Here is a 20,506-nt window from a genome sequence, read left to right as displayed (position 1 = left end):
GGGGTCGGTATGCGCATCGCCGACCGGACACGGACGGAGGGCGGCCGCGAGCGGATTTCGGTGGTCCCCGAGAGCCTCGACGACCTCTGGCATCTCACCTACATCTTGGAGCCGGGCGACCACGTCGACGGCGACACGACGCGTCGCATCCAGCGGGACGACGACAAGACCCGCGACACCGGCGGCCAACGCGAGCCGATGTGGATAAAAATCGAGGTGTCGGACGTGGAGTTCGCCAAGTTCGCCAATCGACTTCGGGTCGGCGGTGAGATAATCGAGTGTTCCCGGGAGGACCAACTCGGCTTCCATCACACGCTCAACGTCGAGGAACACGACGAGTTGACCATCGAGAAGGTGTGGCAGGTCGACCAACTCGAACGGCTCCAAGAGGCCGTCGAGGCCGCCGAGAACCCGGAAGTCGCAATCGCCACCGTCGAGGAGGGCGAAGCCCACGTCCACACAGTCGCCCAGTACGGCGTCGACGAACGAGCCTCGATTACGGGAACCACGGGAAAAGGCGAGTACGCCCGCGGCCGCGAGGAACTGTTCGCGGAGTTGACCGAGGTGCTCAAACGGATGGACGTTTCCGCCATCATCCTCGCGGGTCCCGGCTTCACGAAACAGGACGCCCTCGACTACATCGAAGACGAAGCCCCGGAAGTCACAGAGAAGATACAGACCGTCGACACCGCCTCCGTCGGCGATCGCGGCGTTCACGAAGTGCTGAAACGCGGCGCTGTCGACCGCGTCCAGACGGAGACCCGTATCTCGAAGGAGGCCGAACTCATCGACGAGTTGATGGCACAGATCGGAGAGGGTGCGAAAGCCGCCTACGGCATCGACGAGGTGATGAAAGCCGCAGACTACGGTGCCGTCGAGACGCTCCTGTTGCTCGACGAGCGCCTTCGTGAGGAACGTGCCGGCGAGGGCGAGTGGGACGTCGACGCCAACGAACTCGTCGAGACCGTCGAGCGACAGGGCGGCGACGTGACCGTCTTCTCTCACGAGTTCGACCCCGGCAAGCAACTGTCGAACCTCGGTGGCGTCGCCGCGCTGTTGCGGTATCGTCTGGAGTGACTACTGGCGGGTGACCGACACGGTGAGACCGTCCCGTGCCATCCGCACGTCGCCGTCGAAGCTCTTACGAACCGACTCCAGCATCTCGTCGTGGTGGCCGTCGGTGTGGGGGTAGAGATGCGTCAGATACACCCGTCCAACGTCACGACCGGCGAGGCTCTCGCCGAGTTGGGCCGGCGTCGGGTGGTTGTCAACGTCGATGTCGTCGGGAAACGAGCAGTCGTGAGCGAGTACAGCCGACCCCTCGGCCAACTCCGAGACGGCCTCGCAGGCTTCGGTGTCCGCCGAGAACGTGAACGTCGCACCAGCGGTCTCGAAGCGGTAGGCGAGACAGTACATCGAGTGAATCGTCTCGACGGCTTCGACGTCGTATCCGGCCACGGAGAAGGTCCCCGGTTCGACCTCCCGGAAGGTGAGTTCGAAGCGGCCCTCCATGTAGTCGTGGGCCGCCAGCAGGTCCTCGAGGAGGTCTTGGGTCCCCTCGGGCCCGACGATTTCGAGGTCGATTTCGCCGGCCAGCCAGCGGGCCTTCAACAGCGGCATAAGGTCGGAAACGTGGTCGAGGTGGTGGTGAGTCAGCAGGACAGTTCCGATGTTGGCGTACCCTACGTCCGTGCGGGCGAGGCCGTGAAGGGCGCCGCTGCCGCAGTCGACGAGGAGCGGGTCGGCCTCGCCGTCCGGGTCTTCCAGCAACAGGCCGGTCTGGAACCGCTCGCCGGTCGGCATCGCGGCGCCGGTTCCGAGGAAGGTCACGCGCATACCGACGCCTCGGCGGCGAGGGGCAAGTGCCCTGCGGTCGGTTCACTTTCACTCCGGTGTCGGAACCCACTTGCCGCTCGGAGACGTACCCGGCAACGATGGAGGGTGGCCCGTCGGAGGAAGCCGAGAGCGTCGCCCGAGAGACGCTGGACTCCCGCGTCGACTTCGACGGCACGTCCGTCGAGATAGACGACGCCGACGCGTTCGCCCGCCTCGACACCGCCGTTCGGGAGTGGTGGGTCGAGCAGTTCGGCGCGTTCGTCCCCGACAACGGCGGGTTCTTTACCCCACCGCAGAAGAAGGCCGTCCCGCTCATCGACGAGAGTCAAAACTGTCTGGTCGCGGCGCCGACCGGGTCGGGCAAGACTCTCGCCTCCTTCACCGCTATCCTCGACGACCTCTTCGAGCGTTCGCGGACCGACGACGGCCTCGACAACAGCGTCTACTGTCTGTACGTCTCGCCGCTGAAGTCGCTGGCCAACGACATCCACCGAAACCTCGCCGAGCCGCTGGACGGTATCACCGAGAAACTCGACGCACGTGGCGAGTCCGTCGAGTTGCGGCACGCGATTCGGCACGGCGACACCTCCGACAGCGACCGACAGGCGATGCTCGAGGAGACGCCACACATCCTCAACACGACGCCGGAGACGCTCGCAATCCTCCTCAACAGCCCGAAGTTCAAGCAGAAACTCGAAACCGTCGAGTACGTCGTCGTCGACGAAATTCATTCCCTCGCGGACAACAAACGCGGGACACACCTCTCGGTGTCATTGGAACGGCTCGAACGCCTGTGTGAGACCTCGCCGACACGCATCGGCTGTTCGGCGACGGTCGAACCGCTCGATGCGATGGCCGATTTTCTGGTCGGTGGCGATCCCGGAGGTGAGGACGACGAGTGGCAACCTCGCGACTGCGAAATCGTCGACGCGCGGTTCGTTCGCGAGTTCGACATGGAGCTTCGCTGTCCGACCGAGGACCTCATCAACACGCCACACGGCGTGGTGACGGAGCGGTTCTACGGCGAACTGGACGAACTCGTCGCCGACCACACCAACACATTGGTGTTCACGAACACGCGGTCGGGCGCCGAACGCGTTCTCAACAACCTCCGAGAGCGCGGTGACTACGACGAGTCGAACTCCGGCTGTCACCACGGCTCGCTGTCGAAGGACCGACGCCAAGAGATAGAGGCGGGGCTAAAGGAGGGAACGCTCGACGTAGTGACGACCTCGACCTCACTGGAGTTGGGCATCGACATGCCACACATCGACCTCGTGGTACAGGTGGGGTCGCCGAAATCCGTCGCCTCGCTGCTCCAGCGGGTCGGCCGGGCCGGCCACCAGTTGGGCGAGACGGTCAAGGGTCGAGTGTTCGCCTTGGACCGCGACGAACTCATCGAGTGTGCCGTGATGTTGAAGAAGGCCGAAGAGGGGTTCGTCGACCGCGTGTTCGTCCCCGAGAACGCCCACGACGTGGCCGTCCAACAGGTCTACGGGATGGCCATCAACGGGCCGCTTCCGGAAGCCGAACTGTTGTCGACGCTCCGGTCTGCCTACCCGTTTCGGAACTACGACGAGGACCACGTCGAGTCGCTGTTCCGGTATCTCACGGCCGACTACGGGGGAATGGAAGACAAGAACGTCTACGCGAAGGTCTGGCGCGACGAGAACGACCCACCCGGCGGCGAACACCACTACGAGGAGTTCGAGCCGGGGACGCCGCTCGTCGGCAAGCGCGGCCGTCTCGCCCGCGTCATCTACATGACGAACATCGGCACCATTCCGGACTCCTTCGATTGTGACGTGTTCACCCGGTCAGGCGAGGAGTGGGTCGGGCAGTTGGACGAGTCGTATCTGGACACGCTCGAATCGGGCGACGTGTTCGTGTTGGGCGGACAGAACTACGAGTACAGTTACCGGCGGGGCTCGAAGGTGTACGTCGACCCGACGAGCGCGCGGGCGACGGTTCCGTCGTGGTACTCCGAACGCCTGCCGCTGTCCTACGACCTCGGACGAGAGGTGTTGACCTTCCAGCGTGAACTGTGTGACCGCCTCGAATCCGGCGGACCGCCCGAGGTTCGTCGGTGGCTCCGGAAGTTCCCGCTCGACGAGAACACGGTCCGGGCGATAACGCGGATGTTCGACGCACAGGTTCGCTACGCTGGCGTCGAGAGCGTCTCGACGGACCGGCGACTCGCCGTCGAAGTCGAACTCGACCGCGAGGCCTACCGCCGGAACTACCACGTCCACGCCAACTACGGCCGACGGTTCAACGACGGGTTGTCGCGACTGCTGGCATACCGGTGTGCCCAGCAGGCCAACGCCAACGTGAAAGTCGCCGTCGCCGACCACGGGTTCACGCTGTCGATGCCGCTCAATCGCAAGGTCGACATCGACGGTATCGTCGCCGACATCGAACCGTGGGCGGTGCGCGGCGATTTGCGGGCCGCACTGGACGGAACCGACCTCCTGAAACGGTACTTCCGCATCAACGCCACCCGCGCGCTGATGATTCTGAAGCGCTACAAGGGCTACGAGAAGTCGGCGAGCCAACAGCAGGTCTCCAGCGAGATGCTCATCGGCTTCGCCCGCGAGAAGGAGGACTTCGCCGTGATGGAGGAGACCTACCGCGAGATACTGGCGGACAAACTCGACGTGGACGCCGTCGAGACGTTCGTCGCCGGGGTGGCCTCCGGCGACATCGACGTGTGTGTCCAGACGGTCGACTCACCGACGCCACGGGCGTTCGGACTGGCGACGCTGATGGCCAGCGACGTGGTGCTCGCCGAGGACGAATCAGCCGTCCTCCAGGAGTTTCACGACCGCGTGATGGCCGAAATCGGCGACGACGGCGACGGGGTCACCGTCCGAACCGACGACTGAGGGTTACACGAGAAGCGTGTTCAGCGCGTCCGGAACCACCAGCACGTCGCTTCCCGGTTCGATTGCGTCGTCGACGGAGTCGCTGGCGGACATCAGACACTCCTCGACGATGTCCGGCGACTCGCTGTTCGTGATGTACACGTCGTGGTCACGAAGCGCGCGAGCGACGACGAAGGCACGCTGGGCGCCAGCCTCGTAGCCGCTCCGCATCGTCTCGTACAGTTGTTCGGCGCTTTCGGCTCCCGAGAGCCACTCGTAGAAGCGTTGTTCGCCGCGACCTTCGCCGGCGCCCTCCTGAAGGCGGGCGGGGAGGACGACTCTCCCGTCGTCACGAAGTGGATTGTTCGCACCCAAGAGGATGTACGTCGCCGCCCGTGTCGTCTGATACAGATTTGCGTCCTTCGGCGCGCCGACGCCGCCGACGACGGCGTCGTACTCGCCGTCGACGCTCACCGACAGCGCCGCCTTTGCGCTGTCGGCCAGCGACCGAACGACGCGTTTCGGCGCTCCTGCGGCCACGTCGAGAATTCCCGGTGGGCCGTGGGTGACGTTGAGACAGAACTCGACGCCGCAGGCCTCACCAGCGGCGTCGATGGCGTCCCGGAAGGGGTTGCCGTCGATGCTCCCGAGGCGGACGCCGTCGTCGGAGAGCATGTCGGGGCCGTGCGTGTAGCGGATGAGCGATTCGCCGCCGGCACCGATGGCGACCGTCTTCCCACCGCCGGAGAAGCCGGCGTACTGGTGGGGTTCGACCATCCCTGTCGCGAGCACGCGGTCGGCGCGGGCGACGGTGCGGTTGAGTTCGACGGGCGTTCCGGCGACCGACCCCACCTCGACGGTGTCGTCGGGGTCGTGGTTGACCGCGAGGTCGGCGTGCTCGCCGAGCATCGCTTCGAGTTCGTCGTCGGTCATCGGCCGGTGGAGGCCCAATCCGACGACGACGGTCACCTGCTCGCGGTAGACGCCGGTGCGTTCGAGTTCCGACAGCATGGCGTCGACGAGGACGCCGTCCGGCGTCGCACGGGTGATGTCGGTGACCACGATGGCGACGGTGTCGTCGGGGTCGACGAGCGTCTTGAGATCGGGGCCGAGCGGGTCGGCGAGAGCCGCCTCCGCGGCGGGTCGGACCTCGACCGCCTCCCCACCGGCCGGTTCGGCGACGGTCACCGAACAGTCCGGAAGGTCGACCGACACGATTCCGTCGCCGAACGGGAGTTCGAAAGCCGACATCAGCCCTTGATGTTGCAGACCGGGTAGACGCGGGCGACCTTGTCACCGATGCCGAGTTCGTCGCTGACGCGAACTACCTCGTCTACGTCCTTGTACACGCCCGGTGCCTCCTCGGCGATTGTCGCACCACTCTGGGCCTTCACGTACACCTGCTGGTCGCGGAGGTCGTCCTGTACGTCGCCGCCCCAGAACTCGCTTTTCGCTTGGGTCCGGCTCATCAGACGACCGGCGCCGTGGGCCGTCGAACCGAAGGAGAGGTCCATCGACTCGGCGCCACCACAGAGGACGTACGACCCAGCACCCATGCTGCCGGGGATGATGACCGGCTGCCCGACGTCGCGGTAGGCCTTCGGCACCTCGCTTCGACCTGCCGGGAACGCCCGCGTGGCGCCCTTCCGGTGGACGAACAGCTCCCTGTCTTCCCCCTCGATTTCGTGAACTTCCTTCTTGGCGATGTTGTGCGAAACGTCGTACAGCAGGTCCATGCCGAGGGACTGCCAGTCCTCACCGAAGACCTCCTCGAACACCTGCCGAGTCTGGTGGGTAATGAGCTGTCGGTTCACCCACGCGAAGTTGATGGCCGCACACATCGCGTCGTAGTAGTCCTCGGCGAGCTGGGACCCAGCGGGCGCCGCCGCGAGTTCCTTGTCGGGCAACTGCGACAGCAGGCCGCTGTGGGCCTGTTCGATGTCACGGAGGTAGTCGTTGCAGACCTGGTGGCCAAGTCCCCGAGAGCCACAGTGGATGAGGACAACGATTTGGTCCTCCTCGAGTCCGTAGGCGTCGGCTATCTCCTCGTCGAAGATGTCGGTGACGCGCTGGACTTCGAGGAAGTGGTTCCCCGACCCCAGCGAGCCGAGTTGGTTGCGCCCGCGGTCTTTGGCCTTCTTCGAGACCGCCGCAGCGTCGGCGTCGTGCCGGACGCCCTCGTCTTCGCAGTGGGCGAGGTCGTCGGCCGTGGCGTAGCCCTGTTCGTGGGCCCAGTCCATTCCGCGTTCGAGGACGGCTTCGACGGTACCGGAATCGCCCTCGACGACGCCGCCGCCGCCGAGGCCGGAGGGAACCGCCTCGAACAGCGCGTCGACGAGTTCCTCTTCGTGACCCTGAACGTCGTCGTAGGTGAGATTCGTTTTCACCATCCGGACGCCGCAGTTGATGTCGTACCCCACCGCTCCGGGCGAGATACAGCCGTCCTCGGCGTCGATGGCCGCGACCCCGCCGACCGGGAAGCCGTACCCCTGATGGCCGTCGGGCATACAGAGGGCGTACTTCGTGACGCCGGGGAGATGCGTCGTGTTCTTCAGCTGTTCGAGCGTCTTGTCCTCCGAGATCTCTTCGAGGAGTTCCTCGCTGGCCAACACCCGCGCCGGAACGCGCATGCCGCCCTCGGGTGGAATCTCCCAGACGTAGTCGCGGACCTTGTGCAGCGTCACGTCGCCCGCGTCGAACGTGGTCATACCCGGCGTTCGACGCGAGCGGTCCAATAAGTTACGACCCACTCGCCGCGCGGGAACGGGACGCGGTCAGTCGTCGGCAGGCGCGGGGTCGTCGGCGCCTTCGATTTTCACGAGTTCCTCGACGGGCGGCAACTCCGCGTCGGCGTCGGTGATGATTTCGATGCGCTTCGAGAGTTTTCCCTGGGCGTACTCGATGAGCGGCGCGGGGTCGGCGCCGGTGTCGAACTCCGTCTGGACGGTGCCGGCGACGAGCGGCAGGAGGTCCGTGAGAATCCCCTGGACGATATCGGGGTCGACGCCCTCCTCGGCGATGAGGTGCTGGACCTTGTGCATCCCGAAGCCGACGTGGCGGCCCTCATCAGAACGGATGCGCGTGATGCCCTCGATGAGGCCGTCGAGGTAGATGTCCTCGGTGTCGGCCTCCTCGCCCCAGTCGTCGGGGCCGGCGTCGCTGAACGTCGCCTGGAAGCCGTAGTAGCCGGTCTGGGCCAGCACCGACTCGACGACGAGGTGGTAGTGACAGAACGCCTTCGCTCGGTTTTCGGGGGTGTCCTCCTCGAGCAGTCGGTGCATCGCTTCCTCGGTGCGGTCGAACAGTTCGATGTATTCCTCGGGGAAGTACCGCTGGTCGGTCGGTGGGGTGACTTCCCACCCCTTCGCCTCGGCGACCGGGTTGATGACGGTCCGCCAGTAGCGGTCGAAGAACTGGGTGTGTTTGGCCTCCTCGTAAATCTGGCTGGAGACGAACATCTGGTCGTTGATGTCCGAAAGCGTGAGCATCAGCGGCGCGAGGTCCTCCGTGACCGCCTCCTCCCCGGCGCCGAACTTCGCGACGGAGGCCCGGAACGCCTCGAACTGCTCGAAGTCCATATCGGAGTCGACGAGTCGCTGTCGGTCCTGCTGGAGCAGCTCTTCGGAGATGTCCTCGTAGGGGTCCCAGTGTCGATACACCGCGTTCCGGAAGTAACCGCCGGCGAAGGAGTCGGGGTCGATGCGCATCTCACGGCTGGTGTCCCGTATCTGGGTCATACACCATGATAGATGCACACATACAAACCGATTCCCCCTGCATACGACGCCCGTTTAACAAGTGGGCGCCGGCAGAACGTGTGCGGTCGACACCCCACAGCACAACTTACATACCCCACGGAAGGCTACGTTCTGTCATGACCGAGGACGCCGAACACCGTCGACTCGTCATCGCTGGTTCCGGTATCGCAGGACTCACAGCGGCCATTTACGCCGCCCGCTCGAACAACGACCCGCTCGTGTTGGAGGGACCAGAACCCGGCGGTCAACTGACGCTGACGACCGACGTGGCGAACTACCCCGGCTTCCCCGACGGCATCGGCGGCCCGGACCTCGTCAACAACATGAAAGAGCAGGCCGAGCAGTTCGGCGCCGAAATCGACCACGGCGTCATCGTCGACGTAGAGCCGGGCAAACCCCACCGAATCGAGTTGCGCGACGGCACCGTCTACACCGCCGACGCCTTCATCGCCGCCTCCGGCGCCTCCGCTCGCACCCTCGGCGTCCCCGGCGAAGACGAGTTGATGGGTTACGGCGTCTCCACCTGTGCCACCTGCGACGGCGCGTTCTTCCGCGACGAAGACATGCTCGTCGTCGGGGGCGGTGACGCCGCCTGCGAGGAGGCCGCCTTCCTCACGAAGTTCGCCGACACCGTCTACATCGCCCACCGCCGCGAGGAGTTCCGCGCGGAGGATTACTGGACCGACCGCATCCGCGAACTCGAAGACGAGGGCGCCGTCGAGGTGATGACCAACACCGAACTCCTCGAAATCGAGGGCACCGCCGAGGAAGGCATCGAGAGCGTGCGCCTCGCACGCAACCCCGAGGGGTACCCGAAGGAGAAACTCGACGACCCCGAGACCGAGCAGTTCGACCTCCCCGTCGGCGCCGTGTTCATGGCCATCGGCCACACACCGAACACTGACTACCTCGAAGACACGGGCGTCGAGATGGACGACACCGGTTACATCCAGACCGTCGGTGGCACCGGCGGCGGACAGACGAAGACGGACGTCTCCGGCATCTTCGGCGCCGGTGACGTGGTCGACTACCACTACCAGCAGGCCATCACCGCCGGAGGGATGGGCTGTAAGGCCGCTATCGACGCCGACGAGTATCTCGAAGAGTTAGAGCGCGCCGAGAAGAGGGCCGACGCCGCGGCGGCCGACGACTGACGCCGCCGCGCTGGCAGCAGCGACGCATCCGACCGGAAGTCCCTTTTGTGGGCGCGCGGTACGACCCCTATGGCAGACGAAACCGTTACGCTACACATCGACGGCCCCGACGGCGACGACGAAGTGACGCTTCCCACCGAGATGCTGGATTTGATGCGCGAAAACGACGAGTCCAACGCCGAAATCGTCGGCGACCTCGCGCTGTTCTCCTGTGCCCAGCGCATCCACGCGACGGTCCACCACGCCGAGGGCGGCGACACCGAGGAGTACGAGGCCATCGAGGAACAGACGATGGACCTGTTCGAAGACCGCTTCGGCGCCTCCTACGCCGAGTTGACCGGCCACCAGCACTAACGGCCGGGTTTCTTCGCTACGCCACCGCCGACAGCGTCGCGGCCGTCAGTCGATGCGGAAGAACCGGGACGTGTAGGCGGGGTCACCCTGTCGGGGCGTCACGACGACGAACGCCTCCGGAGGTACGTCGCTCAACTCCACCGGGAGCCGCCGCAACCGCGACGACCAGCCGACGCCGCCTTCCCGGGGCTTGAGCGGTACGACGAGGTCGTCCGATTCGGCTTCGCTCAGTCGCTCCCAGAGCCCATCCCAGTCGTCGACGACCGTCACCGGGACCTCCATCTCCGGGGGAATCAGTTCGAGGAGGCGCTCGTGTTTCCGGGCCGGTGGGCGGTCGCCGACCGCTATCGCCTCGACGCCGACGCCGAGGTTCTCCGCGAGGCGTTTGACGAGATGGATGCTCTCGGCGAACCCCTCGTGGTGGCCGATCCCCGGGGGCAACACAAGCAGGATTCGCCGTGTCGTGTTGACGGGAATTCCGAGTCGCGAGACCAACACCGGGTCGGTCGTGCGTCGACGGACCCGGTCGATGACGGTCCCGAACAACCGCCCGCCGAGGGTTCGCGTCGCGTCCCAGCCCATCAGGATGATGTCGGCTCGTGTTTCGACGCTCGCGCGGGCGATGCCCGAAGCGACGTTGTGATTGATCCGCGTTTCGGTCTCGACGGGCACCTCGGCGGCCCCGCCGTGTTCGGCGGCGACTTCGAGGTCGGCCTCGGCTGCTTCGAGGTCCGCGTCGGAGGCTCCCGGCGGGAGCACTGTCAGCAGGTGGACCGGCGTCGCCGCGGGGTCGTCCTTCAGCGCGAAGGCGAGTTCCAGCAGCCGCCGCTGGAGTTCGGCCGTCCTGGAGAGCGGAAGGAGCACTCGGGGGTCGTAGGGCTCCTCGAGGTCGGACTTCGTCGTCCCTTCCGTCGCGAGGCGACGCCCGTATCGCTCGGTCAGCCACGGGCTGACGATGGCCGAGACGAGTATCATGAGAACGACGGCGTTCAGCACTGCCGTCGAGAAGATGCCGGCCTCGAAACCGAGGAGAGTGATAGCGAGGGCGGCCGCGGCCTGCCCGACCGACAGCCCGACGAGAACCCCCAGTTCGTTGGCGTCGTACCCCTTGACAGCAGCAACACCGCCCGCCGCCGCGACCTTCGTCACGAACATGGTTCCGAGGATGACACCCGCGATTCCGAGCGTCCGCGTGCCCTCGAGGACGACGCCCGGGTTCACGAGCATACCGACGTGGAGGAGGAAAAACGGGATGAAGAAGGCGTTGCCGACGAACTCGATGCGGTTCATGAGCGTTCCACCGCGGGTTATCTGCCGGTTGATGGCGAGGCCGGCGACGAAGGCGCCGAGAATCGCGGCCAGTCCGAGGGCTTCGGCCAGACTCGCCGCGCCGAAGATGAGCGCCGCGACGAAGAGGAACTCGAAGTAGCTCTCCTGACTCGTGTTCCGGAAGAACCACCGCGTCAACGGCGGGATGACGACCCAGAGGCCGCCGAAGAGGACGAACAGGCCGACGGCGACCTCCCCAAGCAGTATCGGCGTGAGGCCGCCGTCGATGGCGCCCAACACGAGCGCCAGAATCACGAGTGCGGAGGTGTCGGTGAACAGGATACCCCCGAAAACGGCGGTAACCGCCGGGTTCTTCGTCACGTCGAGCCGGTTGACGATAGGATAGGCCAGCAGGGTGTGGGAGGCGAAGACGGCCGACAGCAACATCGCCGCCCAGACGTCGAATCCGAGAGCGACGATACAGACGGCAGTCCCGACGGCGAACGGCAGAAAGAAGCTCGTCACGCCGAAGAATGCAGCGTCCTCGGGTGCGTTGAAGAATCGCCGCAGGTCGAGTTCGAGGCCGACGGTAAACAGTAGATAGACTAGCCCCGCGTTTCCGAGGAGGACGATAGCGTCACTGTGGGCGAGAACGCCGAGGCCGTTCGGGCCGAGTGCCGTCCCCGCGAGGACGACGCCGACGATGCCGGGAAGGCCGACACGTTCGACGAGCAGCGGCGCGATGAGAAACGACGCAAGTGAGAGTGCCAGCACCGCTACCGGCTGTTCGAACGGGAGCCACGAGAGCCCGGAGACGGCCTGGAAAGCGGAGACGGCTTGGGAAAGAGCCACGTACATGGGTGGAGGGTCGGTCCTGCCGTATCAGTCGAAAGGGCCGGTTGTAAATCCATCTGCATCGACAAGCGACGGCACGACGGGGACCGACACGGACAGCCTACGGTACGGTCCACTGGAGGACGACGCCGTCGTCGATTCGTTCTACACCATCGAGTTCCAACTCCGGGAAATCGTCGACGAACCCCTCGCCGTCGGCCAGCGTCGGCGCCTCCCGGCCGCCGATGACGAGGTTTCCGACGTACACCGAACAGTCGTCGACGAGGCCGGCTTCGAACAGCGAGAAGATGAGTTCGCCGCCACCTTCGACCATGAGTCGGTCGATGCCGTCGGCTTCGAGGGCCGTAAAGGCCCCCGAAAGGTCGACGCGTTCGGCCCCTGCGACGACCAGCGTCGCGCCGGCGGCTTCGAGGGCCTCTCGGCGTCGTTCGGGCGCAGCCTCGCTCGTCAACACGTACGTCTCGCGGTCGCCGGCGAGTACGGAAGCGTCGGCTGGCGTTCGACATCGGGAATCCGCGACGACGCGAACAGGTGGGTCAGAATCGGTGCCTCGAACATCTCTGCGGTGGCTCTCGTCGTGACGGTGCAGGGAAGGGTCATCGGCCAACACGGTCCCGACGCCGACCATCACGGCGTCTGCTTCCGCTCGCAAGCGGTCGACGCGGGCGAAGTCCGCCTCGCCGCTGATGGCGATTTGCTCGCGCCGCCGAGAGGAGAGTTTGCCGTCGGCGCTGACCGCGGCGTTGATGAACACGTCCATACCACGTCTCCGATGGCCGACGACAAAAGGGCTGTAGTCCGACCGAGGGCCGACTTACCGTCGGAGCGCCGCGATGGGCCGCAACGGCAACGGGACGTAGTCGTGGTCGGGCGTGTACTGGGCGAACGCGAGGCTGTTGGACATCACCGAGACGCTGGAGGCAGCCATCGCCGCACCCGCCAGTGCCGGATTCAGGAGGCCGAGCGATGCGACCGGGATGAGCGCCGCGTTGTAGCCGAGCGCCCAAAACAGGTTCTGCCACACCTTCGAGATGGTGGCCTGCGAAACCCGGATTGCCTTCAGCACGTCGGCGGGGTCCGACCGCATCAGCGTCACGTCCGCGGCTTCCATCGCCACGTCGGTCCCAGAGCCGATGGCGACGCCGATGTGGGCGGTCGTCAGCGCCGGGGCGTCGTTGACGCCGTCGCCGACCATCATCGCTCGGATGCCGTCCGACTGGATGGCCTCGATTTCGTCGGCCTTCTCCTCGGGAAGGACGCCCGCGTGGACGTTCTCGGCAGGGATACCGACCTCCTCGGCGACGGCGCGGGCCGTCCGCTCGTTGTCGCCGGTAATCATGTACACGTCGTAGTCACGTTCGGTCAGCGCCGCGACCGTTTCCTTGGCAGTCGGGCGGACGGTGTCGGCAGTGGCGACGACGCCGACGACCGACCCGCCCACGGCGACCAACATCGCCGTCTTGCCCTCGCGTTCGAGCCGTTCCATCGCCTCGTCGGCAGGGTCTGTGTCGATACCTGACTCCGTGAGTAGCGCCCGATTTCCGACCAGCACCTCGCCGTACTCCGTCGTCGCTCGGACGCCCTTTCCGGGGACGTTCTCGAAAGACTCGACCGGCTGGAGGTCGATGCCCCGTTCCTCGGCGCCGTCGACGATGGCCTCTCCGAGGGGGTGTTCCGACCCGGATTCGGCGCTCGCAGCGACTTCGAGGACGAACGACTCGTCGATTTCGGGCTCCAGAAGCGCGCCACCGTCGGCGCGAGGAGCGTTGGCGCTCTCGATGGCAACGACATCGGTCAGGGACATCTCGCCCTCAGTGAGCGTTCCGGTCTTGTCGAAGACGACGGCATCCACTTCTCGAACCTGTTCGAGTACGTCACCGCCCTTGAACAGGACGCCGTTCTTCGCGGAGATGGTCGAGCCGACCATCGTCGCTGCGGGGGTCGCGAGCCCAAGGGCACAGGGACAGGCGATGAGCACCGCCGAGGCAAACACGATCATCGAGAACTCGAACAGCGGGACGCCGCCCACGACCGGGCCGCCGCCCACTTGACCGAACGGGAGCAGTTCGACGATTCCGTACAGCTGTCCGGGGAACAGATACCACAGCGTCGCCCAGACGACGGCGTTAATCAACACCGCCGGAACGAAGTAGGCGCTGACGGTATCCGCCACTCGCTGGATGTCGGGCTGTCGCGACTGGGCTTCCTTCACCCGGCGGACGATTTGCTGGATGGCGGTATCGGAGCCGACTTTCGTCGCCTCGACGACGAGGACGCCGTTTTCGTTGACCGTCGACCCGACGACCTCGTCGCCGGGCGATTTCTCGACGGGAACGGACTCGCCGGTCAGCATCGACTCGTCGACGGCGGATTGACCGTCGCGGACGACGCCGTCGGTCGGGATTCGTTCACCCGGTCGGACCTTCATCCGGTCGCCGACTTCGACCTCCGACAGCGGAACGGTGAGTTCCTCTCCGTCTCGAATAACCGTCGCCTCCTCGGCTTCCATCTGCAACAACTCCTTGAGGGCGTCGGAGGCCTGGGCCTTCGAGCGGGCCTCCAGCCAGTTGCCCACGGTGATGAACCAGAGGATGAACGCGACCGCTTCGAAGTACAGTCCCGCGGGAAGGTCGAAGACGAGAACGGCCGTGCTGAACAGGTATCCCGCGCTGGTACCGACGGCGACCAGCGTGTCCATGTTCGCGGTGCGGTTGCGGGTGGCCTTGTAGGCGCCGACGAGGAACTCACGGCCCAGCGTCGCCATCAGCGCGGTCGCAATGGCGAATTCGATAATCCCGAAGTCGACGCCGAACAGCGATTCCGGCCGCGGAAGCGGCGTCACCATCGTCGCCATCAGATAGATGAACGGCGCGGTGAGGACGCCGCCGCCGATGACGAGGCGGCGCTGTTTCCGGAGTTCTCGTTCGGCGGGCGACTCGCCGGCTTCGTCCGTCGAGTCGTCGCCGGTGTCTCGCACCGGCTCGTAGCCAGAGTCCTCGATGGCCTCGTAAGCGGTGTCCAGCGAGAACGATTCGGGGTTGTACTCGACGGTGGCCTCGTCGGTTGCATAGTTCACGTCGGCACGGACGACGCCCGGGAGCCCATCGAGTGCGTCCTCGACGGTTTCCGAGCAGTTCGTACAGTGCATGCCGACGATTTCGATGGTTCGGCGTTCGAGAGTGGGGTCGTAGCCAGCCGACTCGATTGCTTCGTAGATGGCCGACAGCGACACTTCCTCGGGGTCGTACCCGACCGTGGTATCGTCGGTCGCGTAGTTCGCCGACGCCTCCGAGACGCCGTCGAGTGATTCGACCGCGTCGGCGATGGTTTCCGAACACGTCGCACAGTGCATCCCGCCAACGCCGATGCGCTCTCGTCTGGTCATGGATGTCCCTACGGGTCCCTCGTTGATGCGGTTTGTCCCTCGAATACTGGTCACTACAACACACGAAACTTTCGAAATCAAATGCAGAAGCCGAATCAAATTGCGTTTTCGAAAGGGAAAACTGCAATAACGCCGGTGCCGTACGACTGGACATGGGAACGACGCTGAACGTCGAAGACATGGCGTGTGACGGCTGTGAAGCGAACGTCGAGGAAGCGATTCGTGGCGTCGCGGGCGTCACCGGCGTCGACGCCGACCACGAGTCCGGGACGGTCGTCGTCGAGGGTGATGCCGACGCCGAAGCCCTGGTCGCGGCCGTTGACGACGCCGGGTACGAAGCGTCAGCCTAAGCCCCTTCTTTCAGTTCCTCGTAGCGCTCGACGAACCGCGCTTCACAGGAGCCACAGCAGAACTCGTAGCGTTCGCCGTCGAGCGTTGCAGTGACGCCCTCGCTGGTCACAGTGTTGCCGCACTCGGCACACTCCAAGCCGAGCGTCGCCTCACCCAACGCCGGGTGCCAGTCGGCGGCCACGAGCGGCGACACCGACACGGCCTCGATTTCGCCGGTGTCGAACGCCGCCGCGAGGTGGCGCTCCACGTCGCCGTCTGGCACCGACGCGACGACGAACAGTCGACTATCTGCGGTCGCGAAGACGTGTTCGACGCCGTCGACGGAGCCGAGCGCCTCCCGGACCGCCAGGGTTTCACCGGGCGTAACCTCGAGCGTCACGGCGACGCGAACCCCATCGCTGAGTCGGGACCGGTCGATGTCGACGGTGAATCGCTCGACGATGCCCAGTTCTCGGAGGCGGTCGATGCGGTCGCTCACGGCCGGTGCCGACAACCCCACCTCCTCGGCCAAATCGCTGTACGGTCGTCTCCCATCGTCGAGCAAGAGCCGAAGCAATTGCCTGTCGGTTTCGTCGAGGTCGCGCATACCGGCGGTTCGGTGGCGGGCCACAAACGGCTTGCGCCGCCGTCAGTCGACACCTTCGGCGTAGCGGAAATCCGCTTCGCGTGCCTCGGGAAACGTCCCGTCGAAGCGTATCTGCCACCCGTGGAGGACCGTCGGGTCCCGGAGCGCGTTGGTGAGCGTGGTCCGCACGTCGAGAACGTCGACGCCGTAGAAATCGGCCGGCACGCCCTGGAAGTACTGCAGCGCCGTCCGGAACAGCGAGCGCATCCCGCCGTCGTCCTCGAAGTCGAAGTGCTTGTAGGCGCCGGCGGCGACCTGAACCATTCCGTGGAGGAACTTGCTCTCGGTGGTGCCACGGCCGTAGTTATACCACTCCGCTTCGAAACAGTCGTGTGACTCGTGGAACGCCTTCGAGTTGTACAGTCGGACGCCGTGTTCGGTCGCCTGGCGGAGCGTGGCATGTTCCCATTGCCCGTCGGAGCGCCAGCCCGTCGGGTTGCCGGCCGGCGGGTCGACGCTCGAGTCACGGGTGTGGTCGTCCATCGTCGGAACCTACAGGTCCTTCGCAATGTCGCGCAAGCCGTTCATTCGCTGGCGTTTGCTCCGGAGGTCGTCGGGCGACATGACCCTCGATAGCGGGCTCTCGCGGACGTGTTCTTCGACGGTTTCGACGGCGTGTTGGTCGATTTCGACGCTCGTGAGGTACTCTGCGAGTCGCTGGAGTTCCGCCTCCGAGGCGCGTTTGCCGCCGTCGGCGCCGGTTATCGACCACGCCAGTTCCCGGGCGTCGGTCTTCTCGTCGTAGAGGTACGCGCCGCCGCCGAGCGCCAGCGTCTTCGTCGTGACCCACGGGACGACGTCGCGGTTACCGTAGCCGAGGTCGTCGACGAGCATCGTTACAGCGCGGTCCGACAGCGCGAACTGCCGGCGGCCGGACTGTCCGACGGAGACGTCGAGTTTCAGTTCGCCGTCTTCCTCGACGAGGTGTGGAGCGATGGCCATACCGAACCTTTCGGCTCCGGGTACTTCGGTCGCGCGGTTCGACCGAAAGACGCAACGCTTTACCCGACGCCTCTCCCACGAACGGTTGCGTGCGAGGGTAGCCAAGCCCGGAAACGGCGGCGGACTCAAGATCCGCTCCTGTAGAGGTCCGAGGGTTCAAATCCCTTCCCTCGCATGGCGAGGCGTCACGCGCCTCGGGAAGTCGAGCGGCCTCGTGCCGCGAGACGCAACATGCGGAAGACCGCTCTTGGAGCGGCCTTCCCTCGCAAGATTCCTCACGAAACCGCCCGACTAGCCACGGCTACGGGTCCTCCGAGAGTTCGTCGAAGCGATTCTGTGCGGCCTCGTAGCGCCGTTCGGTCTCGGCGGCGTCGTAGGTCCACTCGCCGTCGACCTTCCGAAGGACGGCATTCGGGTGACGCCCCTCTTCGGGCAGCTCGGTCGTCTCGACGAGTCGGCCCTCCTGTTGGCCGCCCTCCTCGACGAAAATAAGCGCGTACTCATCGCCGACCTGGTCGACGACGGCGGTGTCACCACCGTCAGCAGCGACCGCCGACCCGGAGAGGAGCGTTATCGAAAGCAGTGCGACGACTACGAGCGCAGGTATCGAGCGCATCGCGGCAAGGTGGCCGCGTTTTCCTACATAAACTCGGGGTCAGTCCTCGGCCGCATCGACGGAGACGACTTCGCCGACCGAGGACCACCCGTCGTCTGTCTCGCGGCCGGCGACGAGAGGGTCGTCATCGCCGTCGGTTACCAGCCGGTAGGTCGTTCCCTCGCTGTCGAAGCCCTCTGCCTGGAACGCCTCCTGGAAGAACTCCGCAGAACGCATCTCCAAGACGACCGTCGAGTCGTCTTCGAACGTCAGTCGAACGTCACGGGGCGTGATGTTGTGGATGCGCTTTGCGAGGGTGTTCATATCTGATATAGCGACTCGGGTCGGCAAATCGGTGGCGCTTTCCGCACCGGTTTCGGAGTTCCGGTATGAGCGAGCGTGCGGACTGTGCCTTGCGGGCGGCCGAGGCGGGCGCCGCGGTGGCCTCGGGGTCGTTCCGGGAAGGCATCGCCGTCGAGACGAAGGGACAGAAGACGGACGTGGTGACCCAAGCCGACCACGACGCCCAGGCGCAGGTCGTCTCGACGGTTCGGGACCACTACCTCGACGACCCCATCGTCGGCGAAGAGGACGAAGAACTCGGCGCCGTCCCCGACGAGGGACCCGCGTGGGTCGTCGACCCAATCGACGGGACGAACAACTTCGTTCGGGGGATACGGACGTGGGCGACGAGCGTCGCGGCGACGATCGACGGCGAACCACACGCGGGAGCGACCGTCTGTCCCGGACTGGAGGACACATACCTCCTCGATTCGGGGACTGCACACCGAAACGGCGAGGAGTTGTCGGTCAGCGACCGAACCGACCCCGAGGAGTTCGTCGTCGTGCCGACCGTCTGGTGGGAGTTCGACCGCCGCGAGGAGTTCGCTACCGCCTGTGCGGGTATCGTCGAGCGGTTCGGCGATATGCGCCGGTTCGGCTCTGCCCAACTCGAACTCGCGCTGTGTGCGGCCGGTGCCGTCGACGGTGTGATTACGAACGTCCACGTGATGCCGTGGGACAGCCTCGTCGGTGTCGGCTTGATCGAGGCCGCAGGCGGCGTCGTCACCGACATCGACGGCGAACCCTGGCGTCACGACAGCCGCGGACTGGTCGCCTCCAACGGCGAGGCTCACGACGCGGTGCTGGCGGCCGCCCAAGAAGCCGAGGGCGTTCGATAACCCCGGCCGTGTGCAGCCCTCGCCAGCGACCGGAAGGGTGAAAACACCACAAGCCGGGGATTCGGGCATGGAGTTGTCCGACGGACTCGACCCCGAACGTGCGTGGCTGGCGACGTTCCTCGGTGGCATCGTCGCGTTGGTCGTCGGCTCGCTGGCGTTCCCGCGACGCGTCTACGACGGGTTCCTGTGGCGGTACTTCTGGGGGCCCGTCGACGCGGACGCCCACGGCGCGACGTGTGCCGTCCGCGACGGCGGCGTGACCGAACGGCTCTACGGACAGACCGCCTGTGCCGGCGCCGACGGCATCGTCGTCACCCCCGGCTACACCACCGTCTCGACGGTGAGTTACGCAATCGTCCTCGTGTTCATGCTCGTCGGGGTGTTGCTGTTGCTCCGCCGACTCGACGTGCGAATGTCCAAACGGTTCTACTTCGCGCTGTTCCCGTTCATGCTGTTCGGCGGGGCCCTCCGGGTCGTCGAGGATGTCAACGCGACGTTCGTCCGAGAAGGCGCGGAGATGCTCATTCCCTTCCCGACGGTCGGTCTCATCATCAGCCCGTTCATCTACTTCACGATGTTCGCCATCACGCTCGCCGCGCTCGTCGGAACCATCTCGCTGTCGAAGCGAGGCGTCATCGACGAGTTCGAACCCGCACTCGGTGGCGTCGGCGCGGTCGCACTCGCGGTCACGCTCGCCGCACTCCTGTACGTCTCCGCGACTTCCGACCTCGTCGGGTTCTACCCCGCCGTCGCCGTCATCGTTCTCGTCGGCGCGACGCTCATCGCGGCGGCGTTTTGGGTGCTCTCGGAGCGATACGCACCGCAAATCAACGCCGGCACCGGAGCAATAGGACCACTCGTCGTCTGGGGACACTCCGTCGACGGCGTCGCCAACGTGTTGAGCCTCGATTGGCACGACGAACTCGGCCTCCCCGTCGAGTACGGCTCGAAACACGTCGTCAACGCCGCCGTCGACCGCTACACTGGCATCATCCAACCGGAGTGGCTCACCGACGCCATCGGCACCGTCTGGCCCTTCCTCCTCATCAAGGTCGCAGCCGCGGTGGCCGTCGTCTGGGTGTTCGACCGGGAAATCTTCGAGGAAAGCCCCCGGTACGCCTACCTGCTTCTCATCGCCATCCTCGCGGTCGGGCTCGGCCCCGGAACCCGAGATATGCTTCGGGCGACGCTGGGTATCTGAACCCAATATCACCAGTTTCACTCGTAACATTGACCGAACTCGAATGAGTATATACGGAGCATGTAATCTACACGGGGACGATGCTATTTTTCCAAATTGGGCCCGAATTTGGCGTGCAACTATATTTGAATCGTTC

The 20,506-nt window shown here is 65.5% G+C and carries 19 protein-coding genes and 1 tRNA gene; 8 read left to right on the top strand and 12 right to left on the bottom strand.

From position 1 onward, the window contains the following. Positions 1-9 precede the first annotated feature (9 nt). The gene (locus HWX69_RS11360; protein ID WP_178917215.1) at positions 10-1,077 is read left to right on the top strand and encodes an mRNA surveillance protein pelota; all 1,068 of its coding nucleotides are present in this window, start codon (positions 10-12) and stop codon (positions 1,075-1,077) included. On the opposite strand, the gene HWX69_RS11355 is transcribed toward HWX69_RS11360, so the two are convergent. Further along, positions 1,078-1,836 (bottom strand): MBL fold metallo-hydrolase, encoded by a 759-nt coding sequence (locus HWX69_RS11355; protein ID WP_178917214.1) that lies wholly within the window; start codon positions 1,834-1,836, stop codon positions 1,078-1,080. A gap of 98 nt (positions 1,837-1,934) precedes the next feature. Between HWX69_RS11355 and HWX69_RS11350 the strand changes: the two genes are divergently transcribed. Continuing rightward, entirely contained in the window at positions 1,935-4,721 is a 2,787-nt protein-coding gene (locus HWX69_RS11350) for an ATP-dependent helicase (RefSeq protein WP_178917213.1), read from the top strand. A 3-nt stretch (positions 4,722-4,724) separates the two neighbouring features. Here HWX69_RS11350 and HWX69_RS11345 read toward each other — a convergent pair whose 3' ends face one another. The 3 genes from HWX69_RS11345 to HWX69_RS11335 form a co-directional block, all read right to left on the bottom strand. Beyond that, the gene (locus tag HWX69_RS11345; RefSeq protein WP_178917212.1) at positions 4,725-5,951 is read right to left on the bottom strand and encodes a lactate racemase domain-containing protein; all 1,227 of its coding nucleotides are present in this window, start codon (positions 5,949-5,951) and stop codon (positions 4,725-4,727) included. Beyond that, on the bottom strand, positions 5,951-7,408 hold the full coding sequence (locus HWX69_RS11340) for an RtcB family protein (protein ID WP_178917211.1): 1,458 nt from the start codon (positions 7,406-7,408) through the stop codon (positions 5,951-5,953). The genes HWX69_RS11345 and HWX69_RS11340 overlap by 1 nt, the downstream gene beginning before the upstream one ends. Before the next feature lie 66 nt (positions 7,409-7,474). Then, on the bottom strand, positions 7,475-8,437 hold the full coding sequence (locus HWX69_RS11335) for a ferritin family protein (RefSeq protein ID WP_178917210.1): 963 nt from the start codon (positions 8,435-8,437) through the stop codon (positions 7,475-7,477). A 137-nt stretch (positions 8,438-8,574) separates the two neighbouring features. Between HWX69_RS11335 and HWX69_RS11330 the strand changes: the two genes are divergently transcribed. Continuing rightward, the gene (locus HWX69_RS11330) at positions 8,575-9,612 is read left to right on the top strand and encodes an NAD(P)/FAD-dependent oxidoreductase (RefSeq protein WP_178917209.1); all 1,038 of its coding nucleotides are present in this window, start codon (positions 8,575-8,577) and stop codon (positions 9,610-9,612) included. 69 nt (positions 9,613-9,681) lie between these two features. After that, positions 9,682-9,966, top strand: a complete 285-nt coding sequence (locus HWX69_RS11325; protein ID WP_156708551.1) for a DUF7545 family protein — start codon at positions 9,682-9,684, stop codon at positions 9,964-9,966. A gap of 45 nt (positions 9,967-10,011) precedes the next feature. On the opposite strand, the gene HWX69_RS11320 is transcribed toward HWX69_RS11325, so the two are convergent. The 3 genes from HWX69_RS11320 to HWX69_RS11310 form a co-directional block, all read right to left on the bottom strand. Then, the gene (locus HWX69_RS11320) at positions 10,012-12,093 is read right to left on the bottom strand and encodes a cation:proton antiporter (RefSeq protein WP_178917208.1); all 2,082 of its coding nucleotides are present in this window, start codon (positions 12,091-12,093) and stop codon (positions 10,012-10,014) included. Positions 12,094-12,190: 97 nt separating this feature from the next. Further along, complete coding sequence (locus HWX69_RS11315) at positions 12,191-12,850, bottom strand: 2,5-diamino-6-(ribosylamino)-4(3H)-pyrimidinone 5'-phosphate reductase (protein WP_178917207.1); 660 nt, start codon at positions 12,848-12,850, stop codon at positions 12,191-12,193. A 54-nt stretch (positions 12,851-12,904) separates the two neighbouring features. Then, on the bottom strand, positions 12,905-15,475 hold the full coding sequence (locus HWX69_RS11310; protein WP_178917206.1) for a heavy metal translocating P-type ATPase: 2,571 nt from the start codon (positions 15,473-15,475) through the stop codon (positions 12,905-12,907). A 152-nt stretch (positions 15,476-15,627) separates the two neighbouring features. Between HWX69_RS11310 and HWX69_RS11305 the strand changes: the two genes are divergently transcribed. Next, positions 15,628-15,825, top strand: a complete 198-nt coding sequence (locus tag HWX69_RS11305; RefSeq protein WP_178917205.1) for a heavy-metal-associated domain-containing protein — start codon at positions 15,628-15,630, stop codon at positions 15,823-15,825. On the opposite strand, the gene HWX69_RS11300 is transcribed toward HWX69_RS11305, so the two are convergent. The 3 genes from HWX69_RS11300 to HWX69_RS11290 are packed head-to-tail and all read right to left on the bottom strand — an operon-like array spanning position 15,822 to position 17,393. Continuing rightward, on the bottom strand, positions 15,822-16,412 hold the full coding sequence (locus HWX69_RS11300) for an AsnC family transcriptional regulator (RefSeq protein ID WP_178917204.1): 591 nt from the start codon (positions 16,410-16,412) through the stop codon (positions 15,822-15,824). The two genes, HWX69_RS11305 and HWX69_RS11300, sit on opposite strands and share 4 nt — an antisense overlap. A gap of 42 nt (positions 16,413-16,454) precedes the next feature. Beyond that, positions 16,455-16,934 carry a DUF309 domain-containing protein gene (locus HWX69_RS11295; protein ID WP_178917203.1) on the bottom strand — a complete coding sequence of 160 codons (480 nt, stop codon included), beginning with the start codon at positions 16,932-16,934 and terminating at the stop codon, positions 16,455-16,457. A 9-nt stretch (positions 16,935-16,943) separates the two neighbouring features. After that, on the bottom strand, positions 16,944-17,393 hold the full coding sequence (locus tag HWX69_RS11290) for a hypothetical protein (RefSeq protein ID WP_178917202.1): 450 nt from the start codon (positions 17,391-17,393) through the stop codon (positions 16,944-16,946). 91 nt (positions 17,394-17,484) lie between these two features. Here HWX69_RS11290 and HWX69_RS11285 point away from each other — a divergent pair. Continuing rightward, positions 17,485-17,568, top strand: a tRNA-Leu gene (locus HWX69_RS11285). A 126-nt stretch (positions 17,569-17,694) separates the two neighbouring features. Here HWX69_RS11285 and HWX69_RS11280 read toward each other — a convergent pair. Both HWX69_RS11280 and HWX69_RS11275 read right to left on the bottom strand, forming a co-directional pair. Continuing rightward, positions 17,695-18,009 carry a DUF3006 domain-containing protein gene (locus HWX69_RS11280; RefSeq protein WP_178917201.1) on the bottom strand — a complete coding sequence of 105 codons (315 nt, stop codon included), beginning with the start codon at positions 18,007-18,009 and terminating at the stop codon, positions 17,695-17,697. Between the two features lie 39 nt (positions 18,010-18,048). Beyond that, positions 18,049-18,312 carry a hypothetical protein gene (locus tag HWX69_RS11275; protein ID WP_178917200.1) on the bottom strand — a complete coding sequence of 88 codons (264 nt, stop codon included), beginning with the start codon at positions 18,310-18,312 and terminating at the stop codon, positions 18,049-18,051. Positions 18,313-18,377: 65 nt separating this feature from the next. Between HWX69_RS11275 and HWX69_RS11270 the strand changes: the two genes are divergently transcribed. After that, positions 18,378-19,169, top strand: a complete 792-nt coding sequence (locus tag HWX69_RS11270) for an inositol monophosphatase family protein (RefSeq protein ID WP_178917199.1) — start codon at positions 18,378-18,380, stop codon at positions 19,167-19,169. Positions 19,170-19,236: 67 nt separating this feature from the next. After that, the gene (locus HWX69_RS11265) at positions 19,237-20,370 is read left to right on the top strand and encodes a DUF63 family protein (protein ID WP_178917198.1); all 1,134 of its coding nucleotides are present in this window, start codon (positions 19,237-19,239) and stop codon (positions 20,368-20,370) included. The last annotated feature ends 136 nt before the right edge of the window (positions 20,371-20,506 follow it).

Origin of the sequence: Natronomonas gomsonensis (assembly GCF_013391635.1) — an archaeon.
Classification (GTDB): Archaea; Halobacteriota; Halobacteria; order Halobacteriales; family Haloarculaceae; genus Natronomonas; species Natronomonas gomsonensis_A.
The sequence above is the reverse complement of the archived record's forward strand: the minus strand, read 5'-3'. Positions and strand labels throughout refer to the sequence as shown.